1 protein-coding gene and 1 pseudogene are annotated in these 1,024 nt (G+C 61.2%); both read left to right on the top strand.

Annotation, left to right across the window (positions count from 1 at the left end; all coding sequences use genetic code 11):
- Positions 1-83 (top strand): annotated as a pseudogene (locus ACAG21_RS28080) (hypothetical protein); the annotation flags it as partial.
- A 346-nt stretch (positions 84-429) separates the two neighbouring features.
- The gene (locus ACAG21_RS28075; protein ID WP_090602177.1) at positions 430-729 is read left to right on the top strand and encodes a PE family protein; all 300 of its coding nucleotides are present in this window, start codon (positions 430-432) and stop codon (positions 727-729) included.
- The last annotated feature ends 295 nt before the right edge of the window (positions 730-1,024 follow it).

Genomic DNA, 1,024 nt, shown 5'->3' with positions numbered 1-1,024 from the left:
GCGGCCAGGGCGGCATCGGCGCCGCCGGCCCCCGCTACGGTTTCCGCCCCACCGTAATGGCCCGCCCGCCGTTCGCCGGCTGACGAAACGCCGCAGCTCTCAATGCTGGAAATGGTTAGCTAAATCGATGCTGCCCGGGCGTTTTACCAGCGACGAGATTGCATCCCGGCGGTTGCCCGCGCGGCCCCCTGGCAACGCCGCTGCCCGCATGCTACCGACAACGAGGGAGGTCAGTCAGTGTCAGTGCTGTGATTTCGCTGCTCAGGGGCCCCAAAACCGGCCTTACGCTGTTACTGTGTCGTTACTAAAAGTGAATTCGCCGTACCGTTCCGTGAACAATTGCGAACGGGCGGTCCACGGATCAGGCTTTACGGATCACGGTCATCTACTCTCATCAGAGAGTTTGGGGATTATGGAGGAGGAAAAATCATGTCGTTCGTGACGACACAGCCGGAGGCTTTGGCCGCGGCAGCCGGAACCCTGCAGGGTATCGGGTCTGCTCTTAGCGCCCAAAACGCGGCTGCGGCGGCCCCGACGACCGGGGTGGTGCCGGCGGCTGCCGACGAAGTTTCGGCGCTCACCGCGGCTCAGTTTGCCGCGCACGCGCAGATGTACCAGGCCGTCAGCGCCCAGGCTACGGCGATTCACGAGCAGTTCGTGAACACGCTGTCGATGAGCTCGGGTTCGTACGCCGCTACTGAAGCAGCCAACGCAGCCGCTGCCGGCTAGCTGGTTTCTTCTTTTGAGGCTAAGGACACCCACATCGGAGTGGGTCACGCCAGTTACCCATCGCTCGGGCAAACCGTTTAGCGAATAGACGGTCCGGTGGGTGCTGGTCAGGAGGGGGATCATCCTTAGGTGTTCGGTCCGGCCATTACGTCACCGTTGTAACTGACCGGACCCATCCACTGTCCAACACAACAAAATCTCGAGTCGCAAGAAATTAAGGAGAAAGGCAACATGGCAACACGTTTTATGACCGACCCGCACGCGATGCGTGCGATGGCGGGCCGTTTTGAGATGC

This window comes from Mycobacterium sp. pR1184 (assembly GCF_041287235.1).
In the GTDB taxonomy this organism is placed as follows: domain Bacteria; phylum Actinomycetota; class Actinomycetes; order Mycobacteriales; family Mycobacteriaceae; genus Mycobacterium.
Note: the sequence above shows the minus strand (reverse complement) of the source record. Positions and strands in the feature narration are given on the sequence as shown.

Excerpts from the sequence above, each read along its gene's own strand:
- ACAG21_RS28075 (WP_090602177.1), top strand. The coding sequence starts at position 430 with ATGTCGTTCGTGACGACACAGCCGGAGGCTTTGGCCGCGGCAGCCGGA.